Origin of the sequence: Burkholderia sp. MSMB2157WGS (assembly GCF_001532755.1) — a bacterium.
Lineage (GTDB): Bacteria > Pseudomonadota > Gammaproteobacteria > Burkholderiales > Burkholderiaceae > Burkholderia.
The window spans coordinates 1,195,442-1,213,494 of the sequence record NZ_LPJG01000030.1; the positions used below are offsets into that span (position 1 = coordinate 1,195,442).

The following is an 18,053-nucleotide window of genomic DNA, read 5'->3' on the forward strand; positions in this document are numbered from 1 at the left end:
CGCGTCACGTCACGCGGCGCCGACGATCGAGATCGAGAATCCGTCCCAGCCCTTCTGCCCGACCGTCTGCACGGCGGTCGTCATGAGCGCGGGCTCGGCCGCGAGGCGCGCGAACCCGTCGCGCACGCCGACCACGTCCGGCTCGCGATTGCCCGGATCGGCGACGCGCCCGTTTCGCACGACGTTGTCGACGACGATCACCGTGCCGGGCCGCGACAGCTTCAGCGCCGCGTCGAGATAAACGGCGTTGTTGTCCTTGTCCGCATCGATGAAGACGAAATCGAACGGCGCCTCCCCGGCCTCGACGAGCCGCGCCAGGCTGTCCTTCGCACTGCCGACCACTACCGACACGACCGCCGCGAAGCCGGCGCGCGCGATGTTCTGCGTCGCGACCTTCGCGTGTGCCGGGTTCAGTTCGAGCGTCACGAGCGAGCCGCCCGGCGGCAATGCGCGCGCCAGCCAGATCGTGCTGTAGCCGCCGAGGGTGCCGACTTCGAGGATGCGCCGCGCGCCGCGGATCGTCGCGAGCAGTTGCAACAGCTTGCCCTGGTTCGGCGCGACGTTGATCGCGGGCAGCCCGGCCGCGTCGCTCGCCGCCAGCGCGGCGTCGAGCACGGCGTCGGACGGCACGAGCGTCGCCGAAAAATACGCATCCACCTGGTTCCATCGATCCTGATCCATCGCGCACCTCTCGTCTGCGGAAAAAGGCATTCTATGCGCCGCGCCCGATAAGCAACACACCATTCGTTCTAAGAGCAGCCGCGCACGTGCTCCTATAATCGCCGGACGGCAGGACCCTCGACCTTCACAACAACAAACGGAGCACCCATGACCGATCAGGCCAATTCGAACTGGCGCCTCGAAACCATCGCCGTGCACGGCGGTTATCGCCCCGACCCGACCACGCGCGCGGTCGCCGTCCCGATCTACCAGACCGTTGCGTACGCATTCGACGACACGCAGCACGGCGCCGACCTGTTCGACCTGAAGGTCCAGGGCAACATCTACACGCGGATCATGAACCCGACGACGGACGTGCTCGAGCAGCGGATCGCCGCGCTCGAGGGCGGCATCGGCGCGCTCGCGCTCGCGTCGGGGCAAGCCGCCGTCACGTACGCGGTCCAGACGATCGCCGAAGCCGGCGACAACATCGTGTCCGCGAGTTCGCTGTACGGCGGCACCTACAACCTGTTTGCGCATACGCTGCCGCAATACGGGATCGCCACGCGCTTCGCCGATCCGCGCGATCCCGCATCGTTCGCACCGCTGATCGATGCGCGCACGAAAGCGATCTTCGCGGAATCGGTCGGCAACCCGCTCGGCAACGTCACCGACATCGCCGCGCTCGCGGAGGTCGCGCATCGCCACGGCATCCCGTTGATCGTCGACAACACGGTGCCGTCGCCATACCTGCTGCGCCCGTTCGAACACGGCGCGGACATCGTCGTGCACTCGCTGACGAAATATCTCGGCGGGCACGGCACGAGCCTCGGCGGCGCGATCGTCGATTCGGGCAAGTTCCCGTGGGCCGAGCACGCGGACCGCTTCAAGCGGCTCAACGAGCCGGACGTCAGCTATCACGGCGTCGTCTATACCGATGCGTTCGGGCCGGCAGCCTATATCGGCCGCGCCCGCGTGGTGCCGCTGCGCAACCTGGGCGCGGCGATCTCGCCGTTCAATGCGTTCCAGATCCTGCAGGGAATCGAGACGCTCGCGCTGCGCGTCGAGCGGATCAGCGACAACGCGCTGAAGATCGCGCAGCACCTCGCGCGCCACGAGCACGTCGAATGGGTGAGCTACGCGGGCCTGCCCGATCACCCCGACCATCCGCTCGTCGCGCGCTACCTGTCGGGCCGTGCGCCGGGCATCCTGACGTTCGGCGTAAAAGGTGGCCGCGACGGCGGCGCGAAGTTCCAGGATGCGCTGAAGCTGTTCACGCGGCTCGTCAACATCGGCGATACGAAGTCGCTCGCGACGCACCCGGCATCGACCACGCACCGTCAACTTTCGCCGGCCGAACTCGCGAAGGCCGGCGTGAAGGAAGAAACGGTGCGGCTGTCGATCGGCATCGAGCATATCGACGACCTGCTCGCCGATCTCGACCAGGCGCTCGCGCAGCTCTGACCGGAACGGGCGGGCCGGCTCGCCGGTGCGCGGGCATCGAACCGCTTGACCCTGGAGCGGCTTCAAGGTGTTCAATCTCCGGTCGATGCCGGGGCGACGCCCGGCGCGTACGATCGTGCGACGCAGCCTCCGCCGCGACACGCCCACCGCCGAGAGACCTCATGACCCCCACCGCGAAGCTCGCGCTGCTCACGTTACCGCCCGTGCTGGCGGCCTGCTTCGGCGCCCTCGCGGCCGCGTGGCGCGCGCCCGGCCCGAAAACCTCGAGCGTGATCCAGCATTTCACCGGCGGCATCGTGTTCGCGGCCGCCGCGCTCGAACTGCTGCCGCAGGACCGCGCACATGCGCTGTTTCCGGTCGTCGTCGGCTTCGTGCTCGGGATCGCGCTGATGCTGGCGATTCGCGCGTTGTCTGGTGCGGTCGAGACGCGCTTCGAGGACGCGCGGTTGCCCGTGAGCCTGATCGTCGTCACCGCGATCGACCTCGTCGTCGACGGCCTGGTGCTCGGCATCGCCTTTTCCGCGAGCGACGAAAGCGGCATCATCCTGACCGTCGCGCTGACGCTCGAGGTGCTGTTCCTCGCGCTGTCGGTCAGCGCGGCGCTGGCCGCGGCCGGCATCGGCCGCTTGCTGTCGATCGTCGTGCCGGTCGCGCTCGCGGCGCTGCTGAGCGTCGCAGCCGTTGCGGGCAATGCGGCGTTCGCCGGGCTGCCGGCGAATATCTATGCGGCGCTGCTGGGGCTCGGCACGGTCGCGCTGCTGTACCTCGTCACCGAGGAACTGCTGGTCGAAGCGCACGAAGTGCCCGAGACACCGTTCGCGACGGCCTCGTTCTTCATCGGCTTCATCGTGTTCTTCCTGATCGAAGGATCCGTGAAGGCCGGGTAAGCCGCGTTCGACGGCGCGACGGCTACCAGGTCGTCGCGCCGGTCGGCCACGTATCGACGATGCGCGCGCCGTTGACCGGCGCGACACCCGCGTTGCGCAGCGCGGTCCACAGGTCGATCGCATGTTCGCGCGATTTGCGGCTGCCGTCGTCGGTCAGCACGTTCAGCGCGATCACTTCGTCGCGTGTCGTCAGTTGCAATTGCTCCTTCAGCTTGCGCGACTGATGCGACACGGTACGGACGTCGCCGAGCACGATCCGTTTCGCCGCGACGGTCGACGCGTCGCCGGCATCGGCCGGCACGAACGTCAGCCGACCAGCGGCGACTTCGCATTGTCCGCGCGCGAACGTCGCGGTCCACGCGCCGGCCGGCACGGCCGCCAACTCGCAGCGCATTCGCTCGTTCGCGCGGCAACCGACGTCGTGCGCCGACGCGTGCGACAGCGCACGTTCCGGCCAGCCTGCCGCCATCGCGGCCGCCGACATCAGGTACGCCGCCAGCACGATCCCTTTCGCGACATTGCGCATCGCACGCTCCTTTTCATCGATGAACGATCAAAGCCCCACGAAGCGGTCGTCGTGCGCATCGACCGGCGGCGACTCGTCGCCGCGACGAACGGTCGCGCGATGAATCGCCCGATGGCGCGCGACGGCGGCCGGGCTCGCCGGGTAGTCGTGAGTCGGGCTCGGGATCGGGATCGCGCCGTCGCGACGCGCGCGCAGCCGTTCCTGAATCACGTCCCGACGGCGCTTCGGCTGCGCGGCCACGACCTGCGAGAAGGCCGCGATCGACGGTGCGACAACGCTAACGGCGATCGCCGGGTGCGGCATGTTCATGTGAACGGCTCCTTATTGGAATGTCTTGACGGGAGCCATCACTTTGATCCCGCGGCGGTGCGGATTCGTGATCGCTTCATGACGGTTTCGTCACCGTTCCGCCATGCACTCCGTGACGAAAATTTCATGTTCCGATCAGGTTCGCGATGCGCCGCGCCGCTACGATCGGAACGGTAGCGGGCCCTGCCCGTTCCCCTCCACGCAGCGGGTCGCTGCCGCACGGCACGATCACGCATTAGGCCCGGGCTCGTCGAGTGCCGGGCCTTTTTTTACGTGGATCCGACGATCAGGGCGCGGAATCGCGCTGCGGGAACAGGCATGGATGCGTTTTCACATACAGGTTCGGATTGCCGCAGCGGTGCCCGGCATAGTCGATCTGCTCGCCGGGCATCGAGGCGGCCGGCGCTGGCTTGCGCGCGGCGGCAGGTGCGGTTGCCGCGATACCGGAGCGTGTCGACGACGCGCAGCCCGAGAGCAACGTAACGATCAGGACTGCGATCAATGCGAAATGAATGGCAGGACGGTGCAATTGTCGATCCGGAATGAAGGCTAGAACAGCGCCGCCCGCTATCGACACTGTCGTCGCGATCGGCACGAATGCCGCCGGCGCGGTCGGCCGACGGCAGACCTCATGTTCCGCTTCCCGCTCATCGCACCGATGACGCGAACATGACGGTTGCGTCATGTCGAGCGAGTCCGCACGGTACGCCACAGCGCCTCGCAATCTGACGCATTTTTCATCTCGCGATCACGATCGCGCACGGCCGCTTTCGCATACTGGGTCCATGGTTCGCCACCCGGCGGCCGTGATCAAGGAGAGCACTCGATGAAAACCGCAAAACTCGCAGCATGGTTCGTCGCCGCCACGCTGTCGCTCGGCATGGCCACGCAGGCCGCGCACGCCCAAACGCAAGGCAAGTCCCGCTCGCAGGTCGTCGACGAACTGAAGCAAGCGCAGCACGACGGTGTCGTGCCGACGAGCAAGACGCAGTACCCGCCGACCGGCGAGATCGTCGCACGCAACAAGGAACTGCACGGGATTTCGGTGCATGGCGGCGAGAAGAGGCCGCAGACCGACAATCACGACGACCTGACCGCGAAGCAATGACGCCCAGCCTCCCGGCCGCGGGCAACGCGCCGCGCGCGGCTGCCTTACGGCGAGCGCGCGGGCGTGTGCGCCCGCGCCGTCAGGCGCCGATGGCGGCCGGCCGTCGCGGAAAGCGCAGCCAGAAGGTCGTGCGGCGACCCGGTTCGCTGTCGACGCCGCATTCGCCGCCGTGATTGTCCATGATCGACCGGACGATCGCGAGGCCGAGCCCGGTGCCCGACGCCGAATCGTGCCGCGACGGATCGACGCGATAAAAGCGCTCGAAAATCCGCCCGACGTGCTCCGCCGCGATGCCGGGCCCCGTGTCCGACACGGCGATCGTCGTCGCGCCGCCCTGCTCGACGCAATCGATCGTCACGACGCTGCCGCGCGGCGCATAGGTCAGCGCATTCGACAGCAGGTTGCTCAACGCGCGCTGGTACAGCGTCAGATCCGCATCGACCCACGCATGGCCGTCGACCTTCACCGTCACGCCCGCGTCTTCCGCAAGCGGCTCGTAGTAGCCGGCCACCCGCTCCGCCTCCTCCGCCGCATTCAGGCGTAGCACATCGATCGACGTGCCGGCCTGCTCCGAACGCGCGAGAAACAGCATGTCCTCGATCATTCGCGACAGCCGCTGGTATTCGTCGATGCTCGACTCGATCACGCTCCGGTATTCGTCCGCGCTGCGCGGTTGCGACAGCACGACCTGCGCGGCCGCCTGCAGGTTCGTCAGCGGCGTGCGCATGTCGTGCGCAAGATTCGACGAGAACTGGCTCAGCCGCGTGAACGATTCGTTCAGCCGCGCGAGCATCCCGTTGAACGCATGCTCGAGTTCCTTCAGTTCGCCCGACGTATCGAGTTCCGGCAGCGGATGCGCGAGCCGGCTCGTCGACATCTGCTCGGCGCGCGCCGCGAATCGTCGCAGCGGGCTCAGCCCGAGCGCCGCGATGCCGTATGCGATCGCGGCCGCGAGCACCACGCCGAACACCTCGATCACGACGATCGTATAAGCGTGCGTGCGCAACAGCAGCACGTCGGCGCTGCGGTCGTATTGCACGGCGACGCGCACCACGAGCGCCCCGGCGCCGGCGAGCTGCACGCTCGTCAGCAGATACCGGTGCCGCTCGCCGGGCGCGGCGATGCCGACCGGCACGCGCCCGGCGTTCATCGACAGCAGCGGCGCATACGGACGGAAGCCCGGGGTGCCGACGAGGCGCGCACCGCCGGCATCGAAGATCGCGAGATCCATGTTCGGATGCCCGTGCAACTGGTCGATCCAGATATCGGCGTTGCGCGCGACGTCGGCCGTCGTGCGCGCCTCGGCCAGGTGTGCCCCCAGTGCGGCGGAAATGCCGGCCATCTGCTCGGCCGCCGTGGCTTCGACGCGGTTGCTCAGCGCCTCGTACAGTGCGACGCCGCTCGACGCGAGGATCACCGACGTCGACAGGATGATCAGCGCGGTCAGGCGGCCGCGCAGCGTGCGCGGCAGCAGGCGCGCGATCATGCGGCCGCGCCGCCGCGCGTTTCGAGCACGTAGCCCATCCCGCGCACCGTGTGGATCAGCTTCGGTTCGTACGCGTCGTCGATCTTCGAGCGCAGCCGGCGAATCGCCGAATCGACGACGTTCGTGTCGCTGTTGAAGTTCATGTCCCACACCTGAGACGCGATGGTCGCGCGCGGCAGGATCTCGCCTTCGCGGCGCATCAGCAGCCACAGCAGCGCGAACTCCTTCGCGGTCAGCAGGATCGTGTCGCCCTGCCGCGTGGCCTTGCGGCGCGTCAGGTCGAGTTCGAGATCGGCCACGCGCAGCGTGTTCGAGTCGCGCGGCTGGCCGCGCCGCAGGATCGACTTGATGCGCGCGGTCAGCTCGACGAAATCGAACGGCTTCGCGAGATAGTCGTCCGCGCCGAGTTCGAGCCCCTTCACGCGATCGCCGACGTCGTCGCGCGCGGTGAGGAACAGCACGGGCGTCGACTTGCTGCGCCGCAGGTTCTGCAGCAACGTCCAGCCGTCCTGCCCGGGCAGCATCACGTCGAGTACGAGCAGGTCGTACTCCTCCGTTTCGGCCTGGTGCTGGCCCGTGATGCCGTCCTCGACCCAGTCGACGACGTAGCCGGCCTCGGTCAGGCCCTTGCGCAGATACGCGCCCGTCTTCGGTTCATCCTCGACAATCAGAATTCGCATCACGCATTACCCTTGAAGAAACCCAGCCGGCGCAGCACGCGCGCGCCGACGCCGCCGCGCCACGCCGTGCGCCACGACACCGCATGGCTAACACGGTACAGCACCGGCAGCCCCAGCAGCGTCAACGCCGTGGACGACAGGATACCGCCGATCACGACCGTCGCAAGCGGGCGCTGCACCTCGGCGCCGGTGCCGGTCGCGAACGCCATCGGCAGGAAGCCGAGCGACGCGACCAGCGCAGTCATCAGCACGGGCCGCAGCCGCGTGAGCGCGCCGTCGCGCACGGCCGCGTCGAGCGGCATCCCTTCGTCGCGCAGGTTGCGGATGAACGAGATCATCACGAGCCCGTTGAGAACCGCCACGCCGGACAGCGCGATGAAACCGACCGCCGCCGTGATCGACAGCGGAATCCCGCGCAGCCACAGCGACACGACACCGCCGCTCAGCGCGAACGGAATGCCGGTGAACACCAGCAGCCCGTCCTTCACGTTGTTGAACATCACGAACAGCAACACGAACACCATGAACAGCGCGAGCGGCACGACGAGCTTCAGGCGCTCGCTCGCGCTCCGCAGTTGCTCGAATTGCCCGCCCCACGACACCCAGTAACCGGCCGGCACGCGCACGTCCTGCTGCAATTGCTCGCGCGCATCGGCGACGAACGAGCCGACGTCGCGGCCGCGCACGTTCGCGCTGACCACCACCCGCCGCTTGCCGTCCTCGCGGCTGATCTGGTTCGGGCCGGGCGCCACGTCGATCGTCGCGAGCTCCGCGAGCGGCACGTACGGGGCTGCCGCGAGCCGCGCGGCGGCGCCCGTGGCCGGCGCGGGCAACGCGATCGGCAGCCGCTTGATCGCCTCGATGTCGGAGCGCAGTTCGTCGGGCAGCCGCACGACGATGTCGAAGCGGCGGTCGCCCTGGAACAGCGTGCCGGCCTTCCGGCCGCCGACGGCCGCGGCCACCGAATCCTGCAGGTCGGCGACGCTCACGCCGTAGCGCGCGAGCTTGTCGCGGTCGAGGTTGACGGTCAGCACCGGCAGGCCCGTGGTCTGCTCGACCTTCACCTCCGACGCGCCCGGCACCTTCTGCAATGCAGCGGCGATCTGCTCGCCGGTCCGGTTCAGCACGGCCATGTCGTCGCCGAAGAGCTTCACGGCGACGTCGCTGCGCACGCCCGAAATCAGCTCGTTGAAGCGCAGCTGGATCGGCTGCGAGAACTCGTACGCGTTGCCCGGCAGCTCGGCGAGCGCGTCCTCGATCTCGCGCACGAGCCGATCGCGCGGTTTCTTCGGATCGGGCCACGTGTCGGCCGGCTTCAGCATGATGTAGCCGTCCGACAGGTTCGGCGGCATCGGGTCGGCGGCGATCTCGGCCGTGCCGGTGCGCGCGAACACGCGCTCGATCTCGGGGAAGCGCGCCTTCAGCGTCTTCTCGATCGACTTCTGCATCTCGACCGACTGCGACAGGCTCGTGCCGGGAATCCGCAGCGCGGATACGGCCAGATCGCCCTCGTTCAGGCTCGGGATGAACTCGCTGCCGAGGCGCGTCGCCAGCCCCAGCGTGACCAGCACGATCGCGCCCGCCCCGGTCATCACGCGCGCCGGGCGCGTCATGAACGCGGCGAGCACCGGTTCGTACGCGCGCCGCGCCCAGCCCATCAGCCGGTTTTCCTTCTCCTCGACCCGCTCGCCGATGAACAACGCGACGGCCGCCGGAATGAACGTGACGGTCAGCACCATCGCGGCGGCGAGCGCCATCACGACGGTCGTCGCCATCGGGTGGAACATCTTGCCTTCGACGCCGGTCAGCGCGAAGATCGGCAGGTACACCACCATGATGATCAGCTGTCCGAATATCAATGCACGGCGCGCCTCCTGCGATGCGCCGAACACTTCGGCAAAACGCTCGGCGCGCGTGAGCGGCCGCCCGGCCGCCGCCTGCGCATGCGCGAGCCGCCGCACGCAGTTCTCGACGATCACCACCGCGCCGTCCACGATGATCCCGAAGTCGAGCGCGCCGAGGCTCATCAGGTTGGCGCTCACCTTAGCGTTGACCATCCCGGTGAAGGTCATCAGCATCGACAGCGGAATCACGAGCGCGGTGATCAGCGCCGCGCGGATGTTGCCGAGGAACAGGAACAGCACGGCAATCACGAGCACCGCGCCTTCGAGCAGGTTCTTCTTCACCGTCGCGACGGCCTTCTCGACGAGCACCGTGCGGTCGTACACCGGAATCGCCTTCACGCCGGCCGGCAGCGTGCGGTTCACATCCTCCATCTTCGCGGCGACGGCCTTCGACACCGTCCGGCTGTTCTCGCCCATCAGCATGAACACCGTGCCGAGCACGACTTCCTCGCCGTTCGACGTCGCGGCGCCGGTGCGCAGTTCGCGGCCGATATCGACCGCGCCGATGTCCTTCATCCGCACCGGCACGCCGCCGACGTTGGTCAGCACGATGTTCGCGATGTCGTCGACGGTGCGCGCCTGGCCCGGCACGCGCACCAGATACTGCTCGCCGCGCTTTTCGATGTAGCCGGCGCCGACGTTGTCGTTGTTGCGCTCCAGCGCGCGCACGACGTCGGCGAGCGTCAGCCCGTACGACATCAGCTTTGCCGGGTTCGGCGCGACGCGGTACTCCTTCACGTAGCCGCCGATCGAGTTGACCTCGGTCACGCCGCGCACGTTGCGCAACTGCGGCCGCACGACCCAGTCCTGCAGTTCCCGCAGGTCGGCCGCCGTATAGCGCGTGCCGTCGGGCTTGCGCGCGCCGGCGTCGGCCTCGACGGTCCACAGGTAGATCTCGCCGAGGCCCGTCGACGTCGGCCCCATCGCGGGCGCGATGCCGGCCGGCAACTTGTCCTTCGCTTCCTGAATGCGCTCGTTGACGAGCTGCCGCGCGAAGTAGATGTCGGTGCCGTCCTTGAAGATCACGGTGACCTGCGACAGCCCGTAACGCGAGATCGAGCGCGTCTGCTCCAGCCCCGGCAGCCCGGCCATCGCGGTCTCGACCGGATAGGTGATGCGCTGCTCGGCCTCGAGCGGCGAGTAGCCGGGCGCGGACGTGTTGATCTGCACCTGCACGTTGGTGATGTCGGGCACCGCGTCGATCGGCAGCCGCTGGTAGCTGAATACGCCCAGCGCGGCCACAGCCGCGATCGCCAGCATCACGAGCCAGCGGTGCGCAATCGCGAAGCGGATCAGGCGCTCAAACATGTCGGGATTCCTTGAAGCGGAGCACGGACGTCCTCACCGGACGGGCCGCGCGGCCGGTCGACCGACCGCTCGGAAAGCAGGCCGCATGAAGGGCCGCCAGTCGCGCCACGGCGCTCGCGTAGTGCCGCTCATTCATGTTCCGCGCTCCCCTTGCCGAGTTCCGCCTTCAGCACGAAGCTGTTCGACGCCGCGTATTCCTGGCCGGGCTGGAGCCCCTTCAGCACTTCGATCGCGCGTTCGTCGCGCCGCCCCGTCTCGACCGGCTGCGCGACGAACCCCTTCGGCGAGCGCACGAACACCGACGGCGCGCCGTCGACGTCCTGCAGCGCGTCGCTCGCGACCGCGAGCGGCACATCCTGCCTGCCCGCATCGACCGACACGTTCACGAACATCCCCGGGCGCCACACGCGGTCCGGGTTCGGCAGCACGACGCGCGCCGGCGCGGTGCGCGTCTGTTCGCCGAGCAGCGACCCCACGTATGCGATCGGGCCGCTCGAACGCGATTCGAACGCGGTCGCGATCACCGTCGCGTCACGGCCGACGCGCACGTCGTCGAGCCGCTGCGCGGGCACCGCCATCTCGGCCCACACGGTGGACAGGTCGGAAATCACGAACATGCTCGCGTCGGCGGCGATCGCCTCGCCGGGCGTCGCATGCTTCTCGACGATCGTGCCCGCGAACGGCGCGCGCAGTTCATAACGGTTCAGCGCGCCCGCGCCGACCGGCGCGTTCAGCGCGGCGAGCTTCTGCCGCGCGTTCTGCACGGCGATCTCGGCCTCGCGCAACTGCACCTGGGCCTGCTGATAATCCTGCTCGGCCGAAATACGCTCCTTCCACAGCGTGCGTTCGCGCTCGTAGGTCGCGCGCGCCCCCGTCAGCCGGCGCTCGGCCGTCAGCAACTCGCTGCGGCGGTCGGCCAGGTCGGTGCTCGCGATCACGGCGAGCACCTGCCCCTTCGCGACGTTCTGCCCGAGCGACACCGACACCTGCTCGACGATGCCGGCCACGCGCGGCACCACGTGCGCGGTGCGGTCCTCGTTGAACTTGATCTCGCCCGGCAACTGGAACGGCGTCGCGATCCGCGCGGGGCCGGCCTTCGCAAGCGCGATCCTCGACGTCGCGAGTTGCGCGTCGCTCAGCGCGATCGCACCGTCGGCGCGCGCGAACGGGAACGACGCGGCATCGTTGCCGGCCTTCACGTCGATCGTCGCATCGAATACGTGCGGCTTCGCGATCGACTGCGCCGACACGAACTTCGAGCCGGCTGCGTCGAACCGCAACGGTTCGTGCGTGCGGTCGTACCGCACCAGCGTGCCGGACACGGTCACGCCGTCGCTCGCCGGCTTGCCGTCGACGAACGGATAGACGACGAGCCGTGCGTCGCCGGGCTTTTCCGTCATCACGATCTCGACCGACAGCTTGCCGCGCTCGAGCACGACACCGCCATGCGCGCCGGCGCCTTCGGCCGGCTGCGCGGCTTCGGCGGCCGTCGGCGCCGATGCGCTACTGCCGCCCCGTGCGACGGCGAGCGCGCCGATCACGATCCCTGCGCCGCCGAACACGGCGGCCGCCATGACGAAGATTTTGCTGCGTGACATGATGATCCTTCAGGTGAGAGCGGCGCTCAGCGCGCGACGGCCGCGAGCGGCGTGCCGACGAGTCGGCCGATATCGGCGCGGGCCGCATGGGCGACGGCAAGCGCGCGGACGTATTGCGACTGCCCCAGGAACAGCGTGCGCTGCGCGTCGAGCACGTCGAGGAAGCTGAACTTGCCGAGTTCGTAGCCGCGCGACATCGCATCGAGCGCGAGACGCGCGGCCGGCAGGATGTCGGATTTCAGCCGCTGCGCTTCCTGCTCGGCGGCCTCGAAATTCGCGTACGCCTGCGTGAGTTCCAGCCGCAGACGCGTGCGTTCGCGATCGAGATCGGCGTTCGCGCGCTCGGCCTTGTGCGTCGCCTCGAGCAACGCACCCCGGTTCGTGTTGAACAGCGGGATCGGAATCGATACGCCGACCACGGCCTGGTTGTCGGGCACGCCGCCCGTGGTCACGCGCTTCACGCCCGCGCTGACCGTCACGTCCGGAACGCGCCGCGCGCGTTCGAGCGACACGGCCGCATTCGAGCGCAGCAACTCGGCGCGCGCGACGCGCGCGAGCGGCGCGTCGTCGAGCTGCGCGGTCAATGCGGACAGCGGCTCGACCGGCGGCACGTTTTCCAGGTCGCCGCGCACCGCGAGCCGGTCGTCGCGCGCTTCGCCCATCACGGCGTTCAGCTTCTCGCGCGCGACCTCGACACGGCCGCGCGCGGTCACCACTTCGATCTGCACGCCGGCCGCCGCGACCTGCGCCTTGGTCGCCTCGACCGGCGACACCTTGCCGGCCTGCGCGCGGCGCCCCGCGAGATCCGCGGAGCGCGCGGCGATCGCGGCCGATTCCTCCGTCACCTGAAGCTGGCGCTGCGCGGCGAGCAGCCCGTAGAACGCGGCGATCACGTCGGCGCGCACCGCGGCGCCCTGCTCGTCGAGCGACGCGCTCGCCGCCTCGCGGCCGTACGACGCGACGTCGAGCCGCGCGCGGCGCTTGCCGCCCAGTTCGATGGCCTGGCTGATCGTCGCGGTGGACGTGCGTTCGGCGCGGCTGAAGCCTTCCTGCAGAAACGACACTTCGGGATTCGGGCGCGCGCCGGCCTGCATCAGCGCGCCGGTCGACGCGTCGACGTCCGCGCGCGCGCCGCGCAACGCCGGATTGTTCCGCGCCGCGACCGCGAGCGCATCGGACAGCGTCAACGACGGCGCAGGCAGCGCGCCGGACGGCGGTGCGCCGATCGGCGTCGCGCTGGCGGCCGAGGTCGCGGCGGGCCCTGGCGTCGGCGATGGCTGTGCATGAGCCGCCGCGGCCATCGCGAAGACGATGGCCGCGACGAGGTTGAGCTTGAGCATGTTCGGTTCTGCGGTAACGGTTCGCGACCGATGCTACGGCCCGGCCGCAGTGCGAACATGAGGCGAAGATGATATTTCCGTCATGTCGGGCGCGGCGGCACGCCGGCGTGCGTCGCGCCGCGAGAACGGCATGCCGCGTCGAGGATCGGAAGGAAGGGTTGAACGTACGGCGCGACGCGCGGCACGGAAGATTGCAGGTCGTCGGGGAATCGATGCGTGTGCGGTGTACGCGGCAGGCCCGCGCACCCGGATCAGGCGAGCCCTTGCTTCGCGCGCCGCCGCTGCACGAGCCAGTCGAGCAGTTGTCGCCCGTCGCGTTCGCCGAACCAGCGCGCGTGCCCGATCAGGTAGCCGTCGTACGCGATGTCGACGATCGCCGGCGCATCGATGATGCAGCCGAAATACGCGACTTCCGACAGCGCGAACTCCGTGTGCACGATCGGCAGCAGCGCGACCAGCGCCGCATACGCGTCGTCGCTCAACGGTTCGAGCGATTCGTAGCCGTCGAGCAGCGCGTCGATCTGGTCGTATTCGATGCGCCGCGCATCGGCCGGCGCCATCCAGTCGACCGTATTGCGCTCGATCGCGAGCGCGAGGTCCATGACCGCGCAGGTGCGGTCCGACAAGCCGAAATCAAGCACGGTCCGGACCTGCGCGCCGGGCCCCGCGTCGGTCCACAGCAGGTTCGACGCGTGCCAGTCGCCGTGCGTCCACAGCGGCGGCAACGCTGGCAGCAGCGGCACGAGGCGCGCGTGATACGGGCCGATCGCGTCGGCCACGTCGCCACGCCAGTCGTGCGAGCCGAGCGCACGCACGAGCAGCGGCTGCGCGTCGACCCAGCGTTCGAGCGCGCCCGCCAGATCGGCGCACGACAGCACGCGAAAGCTCGACAGCAGCGTGCGCACGGGTCGCGCGGGCGCATCGTAGCCGGCCGACGCGCGATGTAGCTCGGCCAGCGCGCGGCCGGCCGCATACGCATGCGATGGATGCGTGAACGGCTGCCACGACATCACGCCGCGATACGGATCGACGCCGGGCGCGAGCACGTGCACCTCGTACGTCCATTCGCCGGACGCGAACGCGGTCGCACCGCTGCGATCGGCCAGCACGTCCACCACCGGCATCCCGCGCGCGCGCAGATGCGCGATGAAGCGATGCTCTTCCTCGAGCCCGGCGACATCGCGCAGGCTCGCGTGATGACGCTTGACGAACAACCCGCGCCCGTCGGCCATCCGCACCAGCACGGCGGCAGCGAACTGCCGCGGGCTGTGCCACGTCAGCCGCGCCGGTTCGCCCGCGCCGTCGATCCGCGCGAGCACGGCCGCCACTTCGTCGTGCGTGATCAGCGGCCAGTCGCGTTCGGCCTGCTCGCCGTCCACGCCGAATTGCGGCGGCGCGACGTCGCGCGACAGGGGGCCGTCCGGCTCGAGGGGGAATGACATGAACGGCGTTGCTCCGTAGTTGAATCCGTGCGCGGATCAGCGCGCGCCGCCGCCCGATGCGAGCGGGCCGCCGGCGGCCGCGCGCAATGCGGCGGCCGTCCGGCTCCAGTCGCGCCAGCCGACGACGGCCAGGCCGATGAACAGCGCATAGAGTCCGGCCGTCAGATACAGTTCCTTGAACACGAACATCCCGACGTACACGACGTTCACGACGATCCACAGTCCCCACGACGCAATGTAGCGCCGTGCGGTCCAGTATTGCGCGACGAGGCTGAACGCGGTCAGCGACGCATCGACGAACGGCAGCGCCGCATCGGTCCAGCGCGCCATCATCCCGCCGAGCAGCGCGCTGCCGACGACGGCCGCGATCAGGTCGGGCAGCATCTGCCGGGGCCGCACGCCGGTCACGGGTGCGACGTCGCCGGCCGGCGCCGCCTGGCCGTCGGCACCGCCGGCGGCCTCGCTCGCGCGCTGCGCGAGCCAGCGCTGCCAGCCGTACACCTGCAGCACCGCGAACGCGCCCTGCAGCAGCATGTCGGAATACAGCTTCGCGTCGAAGAAGATCCAGCCGTACAGCGCGACCGACGCAAGGCCGACCGGCCAGCACAGCATGCGCCGTTTCGCGGTCAGCCAGATCGCGAGCGCGCTGACGATCACGCCGGCGATTTCGAGTGGGGACATCGTCTGTGCTCTCCTGGTGGGCTGCCGGGGCCGCGCGTCACGCGGCCGATTCCGGTCGGTCAGAAATCATAGGTCAACGACACGCGCGCGGTGCGCGGCGCACCCGGGAACAGGTACGCATCGCCCTGCTGCTCGCCTGCGTCGCGCCAGTAGAACTTGTCGAACAGATTGTCCACCGATACGCGCAACACCGTGCGATGGCCGCCGATCTTCGTCGTATAACGCGCGCCGAGATTGAACACGAACCACGACGGCACGCGTGCGGTGCCTTCCTCGTTCGCGTTGCGCGCCGCGCTGTATTCCACGCCGCCGAGCACGTTCAGGCCCGCGACGCCCGGCACCGCGTAGTCCGCATGCAGCGACGCGCGCAGCGCGGGCACGTTGATGATCTGGTGCCCTTCGTACGCCGGCGACCCCGAATCGACCGCGCGGGCGCGAATCGCCGCGACGCTGGCCGTCAGCCCCAGCCGCTCGGTCACGCGCCCGGCCGCGCCGAGCTCGATGCCCTGGTGCCGCTGCGTGCCGCGCTGCACGAACGTGTAGGTCGTGCCCGATGCGTCGGGATCGGCGAACTGGAACGGCTTGCTGATCGAGAACACGGCGGCCGTGAGGCTCAGCCGGTCGAGCCAGTCGTATTTCGCGCCGAGCTCGAACTGGTGCGATTCGACGGGCGGCAGGAACGCATACGCGTTGGTCGCGCGTACGGGGGCCTGATCGCCGAGCGACAGCGCCTTGCTGTACGACGCATACAGCGACAGCACGTCCACCGGCTTGTAGACGAGCGCGACCTGCGGCAGGAACACCGAGCGGTCGGTATGCGTCGTATCGCCGTCGAGGCTGCTCCAGCTGCGCTGGCGCAGCAGCACTTCCTTGCCGCCCGCGAGCACCTGCCAGTGTTCGCCGATGCCGATGCGGTCGAGCCCGAACACGCCGTACTGCCACGCATCGAGGCGCGGATACGACGGCCCGGGCGAATTCGGCGACGGCGAGAAGGTCAGGTCCGGCCCGTAGACGTTCTCGCTGCCCACGTAGTCGTACACGGCGTCGGCCATGTGCACGACGCGGCGCTGCACGCTCACGCCGAGCGTCAGCTCGTGCCGCAGCGGCCCCGTCGCGAACTTGCCCGTCGTGACCGCGCGCAGCTCGTCGTTGCGCCGGTATTCGCCGGGACTGCGGAAGTCGTACACGTCGTAGTCGCCGTTCGCGCCGAAGAAGAACGGCGACGTCGCGCCGGCCGCGCAGCTTGCCGCGTAATAGCAGCCGTACGCGAACGCGCTGTTGTCGTCGATCATCGTGCGGCTGCGGCCGGCGGCGACGTAGGCCTTCCAGTCGTCGTTGAACCGGTAGTCGAAGCGTGCGTTCAGGTTCAGCGCATCGGTCGTCACCGGTTTCGCCCACGGCTGCGTGCCGAGCGCCTTCGACGTCGTCTTGACCGACGGCACGACGTTGCCGCCGAGCAACTGGTAGCCGGGCGCGGAACGCTGGATCCACTGCTGGAATTCGGCATTGAGCTGCAGGCTCGCGCGCGGGCCGATGTCCCAGTCGGCGGCGATCGAGCCGAACGTGCGCCGCCCGTTCGTGCCGTCGATGTAGGAGTGCATGTTCTCCTTCGCCGCATTGATCCGGAACCCGAACTGATGGTCGGGGCCGAAGCGGCGGCCGAGATCGACGGCCGCCGACGTCGAGCCGCGGCTGTCGACGCCGCCCGTCACGCTCGCGACGTTCGCGGAGCGCTTGGTCACGAAGTTGATCACGCCGCCCGGCGCGACGACGCCGCCGTCGATGCCCGCGAGTCCTTTCAGGATCTCGACGCGCTCCTTGTTCTCGAGCGGCACGTTCTGCTCGCCGGACACCGTCAGCCCGTCGATCCGGATCGCGCTCGCGAGATCGACCGGAAAGCCGCGGATCGCGAAGCCTTCGAAATAGCCGACCGGCGCATAGTCGTTGACGATCGACGCATCGTTGCGCACGACGTCGCTCAAGCGCTTCGCCTGCTGATCGTCGATCAGCGCGCGCGTGACGACGTTCACCGACGCCGGCGTGTCGCGCAGCGGCGCGTCGTCGAGCCCCGCGACCGACGCTTCGCGCGCCCGCAGCGAGCGGCCGCGCTCGCCGCTCACCGCGATCGCGGGCAGCGTCGTGCTGCCGGTCGCGTCGGCGCCCGGCGCGGGCGTGTCGCCCGGTGCGGCGGCAGCCTGCACCGCGAAAAGCGTGACGCCGAGACCGACACCGAGCCCGACCTTCGTGCGCCGCCGCCGTGCGGGCGCCGCTGTTGTTCTATTCACCGTCATTGTTCTGGATGGAAAACTCGCCACTCGACCCTGTCGAAACCCGTTGGAAGCTGCGAAGCGTGCACCCGCCGCCGCGCCCGTCGCCGGACGCGTGCGTCGACGCGATATTCATCGGACGAACCGGACCATGCGGCGCGCAAGCGGGCCGGCCGGTCGGAACAGCGCAGGATGGGGCATCGGATTCGATGACGCGCCGGCAACGACGCAGCGGCCGACGGGTCCGTCGGGTGCCTGTCGGCCGGCCGGCTGCCTCGCGCGATCGTGTCATGCGGGGGACGCTTCGAACGCCCCGGTGCGGGCGGCGGGCACTCGCGCCGGCCGTTCGTCGGAACGGCGGCCTGCCCGGCGCGCGACATCGCGGCGTGGCGC

General features: G+C 69.3%; 15 protein-coding genes. 3 read left to right on the forward strand and 12 right to left on the reverse strand.

Going from position 1 to position 18,053, the window contains the following annotated elements; translation table 11 throughout:
• Positions 1-9: 9 nt before the first annotated feature.
• Positions 10-681 (reverse strand): O-methyltransferase, encoded by a 672-nt coding sequence (locus WT53_RS23810; RefSeq protein WP_034205386.1) that lies wholly within the window; start codon positions 679-681, stop codon positions 10-12.
• A 147-nt stretch (positions 682-828) separates the two neighbouring features.
• Between WT53_RS23810 and WT53_RS23815 the strand changes: the two genes are divergently transcribed.
• A complete protein-coding gene (locus tag WT53_RS23815; RefSeq protein ID WP_034205387.1) occupies positions 829-2,124 on the forward strand; it encodes an O-acetylhomoserine aminocarboxypropyltransferase/cysteine synthase family protein in 1,296 nt (431 codons plus the stop codon).
• A 161-nt stretch (positions 2,125-2,285) separates the two neighbouring features.
• Positions 2,286-3,011, forward strand: a complete 726-nt coding sequence (locus WT53_RS23820; protein WP_034205388.1) for a ZIP family metal transporter — start codon at positions 2,286-2,288, stop codon at positions 3,009-3,011.
• Positions 3,012-3,033: 22 nt separating this feature from the next.
• On the opposite strand, the gene WT53_RS23825 is transcribed toward WT53_RS23820, so the two are convergent.
• The 3 genes from WT53_RS23825 to WT53_RS23835 all read right to left on the reverse strand — a co-directional run bounded on the left by WT53_RS23825 (position 3,034) and on the right by WT53_RS23835 (position 4,531).
• Positions 3,034-3,537 carry a hypothetical protein gene (locus WT53_RS23825; protein WP_034205389.1) on the reverse strand — a complete coding sequence of 168 codons (504 nt, stop codon included), beginning with the start codon at positions 3,535-3,537 and terminating at the stop codon, positions 3,034-3,036.
• A gap of 27 nt (positions 3,538-3,564) precedes the next feature.
• Entirely contained in the window at positions 3,565-3,846 is a 282-nt protein-coding gene (locus WT53_RS23830) for a hypothetical protein (protein ID WP_034205390.1), read from the reverse strand.
• A 286-nt stretch (positions 3,847-4,132) separates the two neighbouring features.
• Positions 4,133-4,531 carry a hypothetical protein gene (locus WT53_RS23835; RefSeq protein WP_230624817.1) on the reverse strand — a complete coding sequence of 133 codons (399 nt, stop codon included), beginning with the start codon at positions 4,529-4,531 and terminating at the stop codon, positions 4,133-4,135.
• 141 nt (positions 4,532-4,672) lie between these two features.
• Between WT53_RS23835 and WT53_RS23840 the strand changes: the two genes are divergently transcribed.
• The gene (locus WT53_RS23840; RefSeq protein WP_034205391.1) at positions 4,673-4,954 is read left to right on the forward strand and encodes a DUF4148 domain-containing protein; all 282 of its coding nucleotides are present in this window, start codon (positions 4,673-4,675) and stop codon (positions 4,952-4,954) included.
• Positions 4,955-5,033: 79 nt separating this feature from the next.
• On the opposite strand, the gene WT53_RS23845 is transcribed toward WT53_RS23840, so the two are convergent.
• The 8 genes from WT53_RS23845 to WT53_RS23880 form a co-directional block, all read right to left on the reverse strand.
• Positions 5,034-6,440, reverse strand: a complete 1,407-nt coding sequence (locus WT53_RS23845) for a heavy metal sensor histidine kinase (protein WP_060261817.1) — start codon at positions 6,438-6,440, stop codon at positions 5,034-5,036.
• Positions 6,437-7,120, reverse strand: a complete 684-nt coding sequence (irlR, locus tag WT53_RS23850; RefSeq protein ID WP_034205392.1) for a heavy metal response regulator transcription factor IrlR — start codon at positions 7,118-7,120, stop codon at positions 6,437-6,439. Before irlR ends, WT53_RS23845 begins: the two co-directional genes overlap by 4 nt.
• Positions 7,120-10,332 carry an efflux RND transporter permease subunit gene (locus WT53_RS23855; protein WP_034205393.1) on the reverse strand — a complete coding sequence of 1,071 codons (3,213 nt, stop codon included), beginning with the start codon at positions 10,330-10,332 and terminating at the stop codon, positions 7,120-7,122. The genes irlR and WT53_RS23855 overlap by 1 nt, the downstream gene beginning before the upstream one ends.
• A gap of 128 nt (positions 10,333-10,460) precedes the next feature.
• Complete coding sequence (locus tag WT53_RS23860; RefSeq protein WP_034205394.1) at positions 10,461-11,930, reverse strand: efflux RND transporter periplasmic adaptor subunit; 1,470 nt, start codon at positions 11,928-11,930, stop codon at positions 10,461-10,463.
• A gap of 26 nt (positions 11,931-11,956) precedes the next feature.
• The gene (locus WT53_RS23865; RefSeq protein ID WP_034205395.1) at positions 11,957-13,270 is read right to left on the reverse strand and encodes a TolC family protein; all 1,314 of its coding nucleotides are present in this window, start codon (positions 13,268-13,270) and stop codon (positions 11,957-11,959) included.
• A gap of 251 nt (positions 13,271-13,521) precedes the next feature.
• Complete coding sequence (locus WT53_RS23870) at positions 13,522-14,712, reverse strand: phosphotransferase enzyme family protein (RefSeq protein WP_034205396.1); 1,191 nt, start codon at positions 14,710-14,712, stop codon at positions 13,522-13,524.
• A 36-nt stretch (positions 14,713-14,748) separates the two neighbouring features.
• Entirely contained in the window at positions 14,749-15,393 is a 645-nt protein-coding gene (gene pnuC / locus WT53_RS23875; protein WP_034205397.1) for a nicotinamide riboside transporter PnuC, read from the reverse strand.
• Between the two features lie 59 nt (positions 15,394-15,452).
• On the reverse strand, positions 15,453-17,684 hold the full coding sequence (locus WT53_RS23880; RefSeq protein ID WP_034205398.1) for a TonB-dependent siderophore receptor: 2,232 nt from the start codon (positions 17,682-17,684) through the stop codon (positions 15,453-15,455).
• Between the last annotated feature and the right edge of the window lie 369 nt (positions 17,685-18,053).

Coding starts and splice junctions, on each gene's coding strand:
- irlR (WP_034205392.1), bottom strand. CDS start 7,120: ATGCGAATTCTGATTGTCGAGGATGAACCGAAGACGGGCGCGTATCTG.
- WT53_RS23835 (WP_230624817.1), bottom strand. CDS start 4,531: ATGACGCAACCGTCATGTTCGCGTCATCGGTGCGATGAGCGGGAAGCG.
- WT53_RS23865 (WP_034205395.1), bottom strand. CDS start 13,270: ATGCTCAAGCTCAACCTCGTCGCGGCCATCGTCTTCGCGATGGCCGCG.
- WT53_RS23830 (WP_034205390.1), bottom strand. CDS start 3,846: ATGAACATGCCGCACCCGGCGATCGCCGTTAGCGTTGTCGCACCGTCG.
- WT53_RS23810 (WP_034205386.1), bottom strand. CDS start 681: ATGGATCAGGATCGATGGAACCAGGTGGATGCGTATTTTTCGGCGACG.
- WT53_RS23820 (WP_034205388.1), top strand. CDS start 2,286: ATGACCCCCACCGCGAAGCTCGCGCTGCTCACGTTACCGCCCGTGCTG.
- WT53_RS23815 (WP_034205387.1), top strand. CDS start 829: ATGACCGATCAGGCCAATTCGAACTGGCGCCTCGAAACCATCGCCGTG.
- pnuC (WP_034205397.1), bottom strand. CDS start 15,393: ATGTCCCCACTCGAAATCGCCGGCGTGATCGTCAGCGCGCTCGCGATC.
- WT53_RS23840 (WP_034205391.1), top strand. CDS start 4,673: ATGAAAACCGCAAAACTCGCAGCATGGTTCGTCGCCGCCACGCTGTCG.
- WT53_RS23870 (WP_034205396.1), bottom strand. CDS start 14,712: ATGTCATTCCCCCTCGAGCCGGACGGCCCCCTGTCGCGCGACGTCGCG.
- WT53_RS23860 (WP_034205394.1), bottom strand. CDS start 11,930: ATGTCACGCAGCAAAATCTTCGTCATGGCGGCCGCCGTGTTCGGCGGC.
- WT53_RS23845 (WP_060261817.1), bottom strand. CDS start 6,440: ATGATCGCGCGCCTGCTGCCGCGCACGCTGCGCGGCCGCCTGACCGCG.
- WT53_RS23825 (WP_034205389.1), bottom strand. CDS start 3,537: ATGCGCAATGTCGCGAAAGGGATCGTGCTGGCGGCGTACCTGATGTCG.
- WT53_RS23855 (WP_034205393.1), bottom strand. CDS start 10,332: ATGTTTGAGCGCCTGATCCGCTTCGCGATTGCGCACCGCTGGCTCGTG.
- WT53_RS23880 (WP_034205398.1), bottom strand. CDS start 17,684: ATGACGGTGAATAGAACAACAGCGGCGCCCGCACGGCGGCGGCGCACG.